The sequence below is a fragment of the Streptomyces sp. RKND-216 genome (assembly GCF_004795255.1).
GTDB classification, from domain to species: Bacteria; Actinomycetota; Actinomycetes; order Streptomycetales; family Streptomycetaceae; genus Streptomyces; species Streptomyces hazeniae.
Window position 1 is genome coordinate 5,576,967 of record NZ_SSBQ01000002.1, and the last position, 7,294, is coordinate 5,584,260.

Consider the following 7,294-nt stretch of genomic DNA (forward strand, 5'->3'; position numbering starts at 1 on the left):
AGGGCCATGTCGGCTCCCGGGGCAGGGTGTGCGCCCGAGCGCAGCCTGTCCCGGGGGGCTCCGCACCCGGCTCTTCCCGCCTCGGTCCCTGAGGCGCCACCCTTCGAGAGGAGAACAACCGTATGAGTGCCCGTCCCCGCACCGCGGGCAGACGAGGGGAACGAGCCGTCGCCGCCCTGGCTGTGACCGCCGTGGGCGCCCTGCTGGTCCACTTCACGCTGAGTTTCCTGCATGTCGCCCCGGCCAATCCGGTGTCCCACCGGTACCAGAACCTCATCGATGGATACGTGCAGCCCTACTTCCTGCAGAACTGGCACCTGTTCGCACCCGAGCCGGTCAACACCGACCGCGGGGTCCTCGCACGGGCAGAGATCCGCACACCGGACGGCACCACCATCACGCCCTACCTCGACCTCACCTCGCCGGAACTCGACATGGTCGAAGGCCATGCCGCTCCCAGCCGCGCGGCCCGTCAGGTGAGCGGTGCACTGCAGATGTATGACGAGGCCGTCCGGCAGCTCACCAAGACCGGGGCGGGCCCCAAGACACAGGAGACCAGAGCCCCGGTCACCGGCCGCAAGGACCAAGAGGCCCCGAACCCCCCGGCCGAGGCAGACGTCCGCATCGGCCCGGACACCCCGCCCGTACTGGCACGGTTCTACGACCGCACGGTCGACCAGCTCGGCAGCCTCGCCCTCGACGGCCTCCAGCGCCGCTACGGCACACCGATCCACATCGAGGCCGTACAACTACGCGTCGTCGAGCACACGTTCCCGCGCTTCTCCCAGCGGGACGACCCCGGGATGGGCGAAGTCGCCTACCGCACCCTGCCCTGGTGGGACGCCGAGGAAGTGAGGAGCGCATGAGCGCGGCGGCTCGCGAGGCCCTGCGCGAAGAGATGACGCGTGCCGCGGCACGGCTGCGCGCACAGACCGGTGCCCTCTACGATTCGGCCACCGGGCGCCGCTGGGCCACGCACGGCCTGGCCGCGCTCCGCGTCGGCTACGGACTCGCCATCCTCGGCATCCTCCTCAGCAGCCTCAACGAATGGCAGCGGATCTGGGGCACCCAATCCCCCTTCACCCCCGAGCTGATGCAGCGGTACCTCACCGACGCTGGGGCCGTGACACTCTTCACGCTGTCAGACAGCGCATGGTGGAGCACCCTGCTGCTCGCCGCCACCGTGGCTGCCGCTCTCCTTTTCGCCCTCGGGTGGCGGACCCGACTGGTCACCCCGGTGCTGTTCGTTCTGGTGGTGTCCTGGCACGAACGCAACCCGCTTGTGGTGGACGGCGGTGACAACGTCCTCCGCCTGGTTCTGGTCTATCTGCTGCTGGCCGACTGCTCCGCCGTGTGGTCGCTGGACGCTCGCCGCCGCCGGCTGCAGGGACGGGCGGGTACCAGCGCCCCGACCGACGGCTCCCTCTGGCGAGCGTGCACCGTGCTGCACAACACTGCGATCGTGGCCGTCATCGTTCAGATCTGTTACGTCTACCTCGCCTCCGCCATGTTCAAGGTGCAGGGGTCCATGTGGCAGAACGGCACCGCGCTGTACTACACGCTCAGGGTCGCCGAATTCTCACCATGGCCGGGGCTGTCCGAGCTCCTCTACACGCACGCCTCGCTGATCACCGCTCTCACCTATGGAACGGTGTTCTTCCAGATCGCCTTCCCCTTCCTTCTGCTGAACCGCACGACCAGAGGACTCGCAGTTCTCGGCGGGATCGGGCTGCACGGCGGCATCGCGGTCCTGATGGGGCTGCCGTTCTTCTCCCTGGCGATGATCGCCACGGAGATGGTGCTGGTGAGCGAACGCCGCTGGCACGCCCTGGCGCACCTCGCCGGCCGCCTGCGGCAACGGCAGGGGCCGGAGGCGTCGCTGCGCAGCCCGCGCTCGGCGGTGTCCCCGCAACGGCATCCTGCGATTCCGGCCGCGAAGCTCCCTTCCCGGCCACGAGGCGTCGTGTCGGCCGACCAGGGCGTCCCGCTGGACGGTGGGGGAGTCCGGACCCGTACGGGCGACTGACGCGGCAGCGACGTCTGCCGGGGTGTCAGGACTCGTAGGCCCTGGGCGTTTTCGCAGTGGCCGTTGCTCGGGTGGGGAGCGGGTTGGCCGCGACGGACAGGCTCTTGTGCCGTTGGTGGAGGTGTTCGATGGCTCAGTTCCGCAGCCTAGGAGCCACGACATTCGGTGTCCGCACTGCGGCTGTCAGCCCGCTTCGGGCGGCGTCTCCACCGCCCGGATCCGGTGCCGCAGGTGGGCGCGCTCGGGTTCGGTGCCGGCCAGGGTGAGGGCCTCTCGGTAGGCCGTGGCGGCTTCCGGGCGGCGTCCCAGGCGTTGCAGCAGGTCGCCCCGGGCGGCCGGGTAGGGGTGGTGCCGGCGCAGCCGGTGTTCGTCGGCCAGCTCCTCCAGCAGCGCCAGGCCCGCCTCCGGGCCGTCCCTCATCGCCACCGCGCCCGCCCGGTTCAGCGCGACGACCGGCGAGGGGTCGAGTGCCAGTAGGACGTTGTAGAGCGCGACGATCTGTGGCCAGTCGGTGGACGCGAGGTCGGCGGCCTCGTCGTGCAGGGCGGCGATGGCCGCCTGCACACCGTACGGGCCGGGTGGGCCGCCGCGCAGCGCGGTGACGACGAGGCCGCGGCCCTCCTCGATCATCGCCCCGTCCCAGCGGGCGCGGTCCTGTTCGTCGAGCAGCACGAGTGCGCCGTCCGGGCCGGTACGGGCCTCGCGGCGGGCGTGGACCAGCAGCATCAGTGCGAGCAGCCCGGCGGCCTCCCGCTGGGCGGGGAGCAGCTGGTGCAGTATCCGGGCCAGCCGGATGGCCTCCTCGGCGAGGTCGAGCCGCTGCAAACGCGGGCCGGAACTGGCCGCGTACCCCTCGGTGAAGGTGGAGTAGAGGACCTGCAGCACCCCCGGCAGCCGCTCCGGCAGCTCTTCGGGCTCCGGCACCCGGAACGGGATGCGAGCCTCGCGGATCTTCCGCTTGGCGCGCACGATCCGCTGGGCGGTGGTGGCCGTGGGCGTCAGGAATGCCCGCGCCACCTCGGGCGTGGTGAGCCCGGCCAGGCAGCGCAGGGTCAGCGCGACACGGTCTTCGGCGGCGAGGGCGGGGTGTGCGCAGGTGAAGAAGAGCTGCAGGCGCTCGTCCGGCAGGCCGCCTTCGCCGTCCGTGCCGTTCGCGGTCGCGTTCGCGGACGCGCGGTCTGCCTCCGCCTGAAGGACGGCGAGGCGGGCGGCGTACACCTGGTCCCGCCGCAGCCGGTCCACCGCCCGGCGCCGCGCCGTGGTCAGCAGCCAGGCCCCGGGGCGGGCCGGCACACCCTGGGCCGGCCAGTGCGTGAGGGCGGCCTCGACGGCTTCGGAGGTGACCTCCTCGGCCAGGTCGAGGTCGCCGAAGCGGCGGACGAGGGAGGCGAGCAGCCGCCCGCGCTCCTCCCGGAAGACGGCCTCCAGGGAGGGCCCCACGTCCGCCTTGCCCATCGTCAGAGCCCGAAGTCCGCGACCGGGCGGACCACGACCGAGCCACCGCCGCGCGCCCCCGGGCAGCGGGCCGCCCAGTCCAGGGCGACGTCAAGGTCGGGCACGTCGACGACGTAGAAGCCGCCCAGGATCTCGCGGGTCTCCGCGTACGGCCCGTCGGTGACGGTGCGCCGGCCGTCCGCTCCGACCCGCACCTCGGTGGCGGTGACCAGGTCCGCCAGCGACTCGGAGGAGACCTGGATGCCCGCGTCCCGGACCTCCTTGTCGTACGCCATCCAGTCCTCGACTTCGCATCCGGCGGCGCCGCCGCTCTCGTCGGTCGTGGCGGCGTTGATCAGCAGCATGTACTTCATGGTCCTCAGCCTCCATGCGGGTTCAGCCGTGCTTGGCGCGCGGCGTACACCATGACGACGATCGGGGACTGGCCGTATCGACACGCCACCGCAAAGTTCTTCGAGACTTGCTGACGCCCAATGGCCGTGGCGCCGCTGGGCGGCGGCCGTGTTGACAGCGGGATTCCTCCCTCTAGCGTACGGAGCGCCCGGACAGGTGTGTCCACGAGGTGGAGTCGGTCGGCGGTGCCGGGAGGACAGGGGGTCTGCAGGTCCTCGGGCTGTAGGCGCCGCTGGGCCCTCACAGGTTTCAGGCCCACCGGCGCCTTGACGTGCGAGATCCCGGGCCATGACGGCGGGCCCGGGACCCGGTCAGAACCGAGGGTGGTCAGTCGGACCTGGCCCGGCAGCTGGGCCCGTATGCGGTCCGCGTGATGACGCCGCGCGGTTCCACCACCGTCACGGGTCTGGAGCTGATGACCGCACTGCACCCGCCCACCCGCCCCTCCGGACCGTGTGAAGGCGGCGTCCACCGGAGGTCTCGTCATCGACACCCGCGTCCGGATCGGCATCAGCATGCTCCCAGGTGCCGGTGGCGTGGCTGGGCCGGTCGAGCAGGCCGAGATCACCGTGGAGGCGGTACCGGCCCACCCACTTGCTGGCACAAGCCCTGGAGATGCCCATCTCCGCAGCGACGTGGGCGATGGGACGGTCCTGACAGCGGCGGACCAGACGACGACGGCCTTCGACCGAGAGCGGGGCATTACGGTGGGACACCGGGCGGGTCCTTTGTGACGGCGGACGAGTGACTTGGCGGTTCTCATCCTGCCGCTGAAGGACCCGCCCTCGTCGTACCGGCCCCAGCGTCTACAACCTCATGGCCCGCAACAACCGGCGGGTGAAACACCCCGGGCCCGGTTGTTCCGGTCGTCCCACAGGTTGGCCCGGCGCCGGTCCGGGACCAGGCTGGTATGACCTGGGGGGTGGTGTCACCGGTCCCGGGGGGTGCCGTCGGAGACGCTGATGAGAGGACCGGCCGTCGCCTGAGCTGGTGCAGCACCGGGTCGTCTGCGGGCGACAGGTCTGCATAGCGTGGATGCGCGCGTGCGGCCCCGAAGTCCGAGGCCGGCATGCCATCGACGACATGTGGGGGGACGGTGACCAGCATCGACGAAGTGGGCGTCTTCCTCGGCCTGGACGTGGGCAGGACCGCCCATCACGGTCACGGCCTGACCCCGTCCGGGAAGAGGGTCTTCGACAAGCCCCTGCCGAACAGCGAACCGAAGCTGCGGGCCGTCCCGGACGAACTGACGGCCAAGTTCGGCAGCGTCCTGGTGATCGTGGACCAGCCCGCCTCCATCGGCGCCCTGCCCCTGACCGTGGCCCGGGACGCGGGCTGCCAGGTCGCGTGCCTGCCCGGCCTGGCCGTGCGCCGGGTCGCCGACCTCTACCCCGGCGAGGCCAAGACTGATGCCAAGGACGCGGCCGTCATCGCTTCCATGCGGCGTGGCGGGTCTGCCCGCCTCGGAGAGGTGGGCAGACAGGCGCCACCGTCGGCGTCGACCGTTGGCGCTGTGCTCGTAGCGGCCCATCAGGGTGTCCTGCCCCGGCTCGACGACCGGTTGTCTCAGCGGCCGAAGGTTCCGTCGGCCTGCTCGTAGTGCGCCAGCGCCAGGCCGAGCCCGAAGAACGTCGGCGCCCACTCGCCCACGAAGATGCCCCACCGGTCCGCCCGGTCCCGGCCGGCGGCCTCCTTCTTCTCCGACACCGCCCACGACACAACGGACAGCGCGATCGAGACAAGACCAGCGGTATAGGCGTGCTCGCTGCGCACACCGGCGTCATGCAGCTTCTTGATCATTACAGGCTCCTGAGACGGGGAGAAGGGTGTCGACTTTGCCCGGTTCCCCGGCCCGCGGCATGTGAAGCACGGAAGACCTGAGCACCACTCCGTCGGCGCCGCATACCTCCGCCGGGGACGGCACCCCGGGCGCCCTCGACGCACCGGGCACCGAGCCGGGCCCCACATCCCCGGCTTGGCGGACCTCGCCCCCCTCTACCCGGACGAGGTGATCTCGCTGACCGAGGCCGTCATGGCCGACGAGTCCCGCGCCGTGGCCCGTCGCCTCAAAGAAGCCGGAGTCCGCGTCACGACCCACTTCTACCGAGGCACCCACAGCCCCGCGTACTGGGAACGCGACTGGACAGGTCATACCAGTACTCCTTGCCCCGTGAACCCCGCGATCTCGTGCTCGCACGCCTCCCCGCGCGTGCCGTGAATCGCGGGCTGTTGGCTCAGCTCAACCGTCACGCCGATCGATCCAGCGGCCGGTGGCCGGGCTGAAGGCGCGGGCGCCCGGGGCAGTGGCGGCGGGACCGCCCCGGGCGCTGGAGGTGGGCGAGTAGGACGCCGCTCCGCGAAACGATTGCGCCGCACGGAAGTGCGGGTGGAGGCTCTGCGGGTGGTGATCTGCGGACTGGCGGAGCCGGCCCGGCCGTGCAGCGTCCGCCGCATCCACTGCTTCGGCTTTGCCGGCTCGCCGCCCGGTGCCTGCGCCATCTAGGGGTGGGTGTTTGTGTGGGGATGAGGCGGTAGCCCCGCCTGTGGGGTTTTGTGGGGTGTTTGTGGTGGTGGGGTGGGGTCAGGGGGGTGTGAGGGTGTTGAGCGGGTGGCGAGGTCGGGGGTGGTGGGCGGTCAGGTAGGGGCGGGTGGCGGTCAGGGGGGTGATGAGGTCGGCGGGATCGTCGTGGGCGAGGGCTGCGTGGAGCTCGTCGAGGGGGCCGCGGGCGGCTGCGGGCAGGTCGGTGAGGCGGTGATCTGGCCGGCGAGGCGGCGCAGGTCGGCGGCGTTGGCCGGGCCCAGGTGGCGGTGGTGCGCCTCGCGGCCCGGGCCTGGCGGGTGGCCGTCACACGCTGCTCGCCGGTGGTCCCGGCGGGTCCGGGGCGGCCGCGCAGATATCGGCGTTCGGCGGCCTGGCGGCTGGTGACGCCGAGGGGGCGGGCGAGGTCGGCCCAGCTGGCGCCCGCGTCGCGGGCGTTTCGATCAGGCCGGTCTCCCATCCGGCGAGCTGCTCGCGGACCTGCCGCAGCAGCATCAGGGACGTCAGGGCCTGCTCCGGGCCCGGCTCGGTGCCGGGGCTGCCAGGGGCCTGGTGCTGGGCTGTGTGCAGGGCATCGTTTATGGCGTCGAGGGCCGCGCGGCGGCGAGGAACGACGCCGGGCTGTGGGCGTCGGTGCTGGTTGTGGACGGCTGGTCTGCTGCGGTCACGGGCACCTCCCTCGTTCTGTCATCACATCGACGACATCATGTTTGTCATCCATTGGATGACATGCTACACGGTGTCAGTGCAGCGCATTGGCAGCAACTGCCTACAACCCGCTGGAGGTGTTTCACAATGTTGATGCGCACTGACCCCTTTCGTGACCTGGACCGGCTGGCACAGCAGCTGATGGGCCCGGGCACCTGGTCCAAGCCCTCGGC

At 71.4% G+C, this 7,294-nt stretch carries 7 protein-coding genes and 3 pseudogenes; 5 read left to right on the forward strand and 5 right to left on the reverse strand.

Annotated elements, in window-relative coordinates; translation table 11 throughout:
- The first annotated feature begins 122 nt into the window (after positions 1-122).
- Together E4198_RS24655 and E4198_RS24660 are read left to right on the forward strand one after the other, a co-directional pair.
- Complete coding sequence (locus tag E4198_RS24655; protein ID WP_136181326.1) at positions 123-866, forward strand: DUF5819 family protein; 744 nt, start codon at positions 123-125, stop codon at positions 864-866.
- Entirely contained in the window at positions 863-2,026 is a 1,164-nt protein-coding gene (locus E4198_RS24660) for an HTTM domain-containing protein (protein WP_136181325.1), read from the forward strand. Before E4198_RS24655 ends, E4198_RS24660 begins: the two co-directional genes overlap by 4 nt.
- A 183-nt stretch (positions 2,027-2,209) precedes the next feature.
- On the opposite strand, the gene E4198_RS24665 is transcribed toward E4198_RS24660, so the two are convergent.
- The 3 genes and pseudogenes from E4198_RS24665 to E4198_RS24675 form a co-directional block, all read right to left on the reverse strand.
- Complete coding sequence (locus tag E4198_RS24665) at positions 2,210-3,481, reverse strand: DUF6596 domain-containing protein (RefSeq protein ID WP_136181324.1); 1,272 nt, start codon at positions 3,479-3,481, stop codon at positions 2,210-2,212.
- Between the two features lie 2 nt (positions 3,482-3,483).
- Positions 3,484-3,834, reverse strand: coding sequence for a YciI family protein (locus E4198_RS24670; protein ID WP_136181323.1), 351 nt, complete (start codon positions 3,832-3,834; stop codon positions 3,484-3,486).
- A 579-nt stretch (positions 3,835-4,413) separates the two neighbouring features.
- Positions 4,414-4,590 (reverse strand): annotated as a pseudogene (locus tag E4198_RS24675) (leucine zipper domain-containing protein); the annotation flags it as partial.
- A gap of 380 nt (positions 4,591-4,970) precedes the next feature.
- Here E4198_RS24675 and E4198_RS24680 point away from each other — a divergent pair.
- Positions 4,971-5,474 (forward strand): IS110 family transposase, encoded by a 504-nt coding sequence (locus tag E4198_RS24680; protein ID WP_281727953.1) that lies wholly within the window; start codon positions 4,971-4,973, stop codon positions 5,472-5,474.
- On the opposite strand, the gene E4198_RS24685 is transcribed toward E4198_RS24680, so the two are convergent.
- Positions 5,441-5,674: a hypothetical protein gene (locus E4198_RS24685; RefSeq protein WP_136181322.1), complete on the reverse strand. Its 234-nt coding sequence runs from the start codon at positions 5,672-5,674 to the stop codon at positions 5,441-5,443. The two genes, E4198_RS24680 and E4198_RS24685, sit on opposite strands and share 34 nt — an antisense overlap.
- A gap of 175 nt (positions 5,675-5,849) precedes the next feature.
- On the opposite strand from E4198_RS24685, the gene E4198_RS24690 reads away from it, so the two are divergent.
- A complete protein-coding gene (locus E4198_RS24690) occupies positions 5,850-6,092 on the forward strand; it encodes an alpha/beta hydrolase (protein ID WP_136185090.1) in 243 nt (80 codons plus the stop codon).
- 363 nt (positions 6,093-6,455) lie between these two features.
- On the opposite strand, the pseudogene E4198_RS24695 reads toward E4198_RS24690, so the two are convergent.
- Positions 6,456-7,081 (reverse strand): annotated as a pseudogene (locus E4198_RS24695) (type III effector protein).
- Positions 7,082-7,208: 127 nt separating this feature from the next.
- Between E4198_RS24695 and E4198_RS25645 the strand changes: the two are divergent.
- Positions 7,209-7,294, forward strand: a pseudogene (locus E4198_RS25645) (Hsp20/alpha crystallin family protein); the annotation flags it as partial.

What these genes read in the sequence shown, in the direction of transcription:
- E4198_RS24670 (WP_136181323.1), bottom strand. Translation starts at nt 3,834, where the DNA reads ATGAAGTACATGCTGCTGATCAACGCCGCCACGACCGACGAGAGCGGC.
- E4198_RS24655 (WP_136181326.1), top strand. Translation starts at nt 123, where the DNA reads ATGAGTGCCCGTCCCCGCACCGCGGGCAGACGAGGGGAACGAGCCGTC.
- E4198_RS24685 (WP_136181322.1), bottom strand. Translation starts at nt 5,674, where the DNA reads ATGATCAAGAAGCTGCATGACGCCGGTGTGCGCAGCGAGCACGCCTAT.
- E4198_RS24665 (WP_136181324.1), bottom strand. Translation starts at nt 3,481, where the DNA reads ATGGGCAAGGCGGACGTGGGGCCCTCCCTGGAGGCCGTCTTCCGGGAG.
- E4198_RS24660 (WP_136181325.1), top strand. Translation starts at nt 863, where the DNA reads ATGAGCGCGGCGGCTCGCGAGGCCCTGCGCGAAGAGATGACGCGTGCC.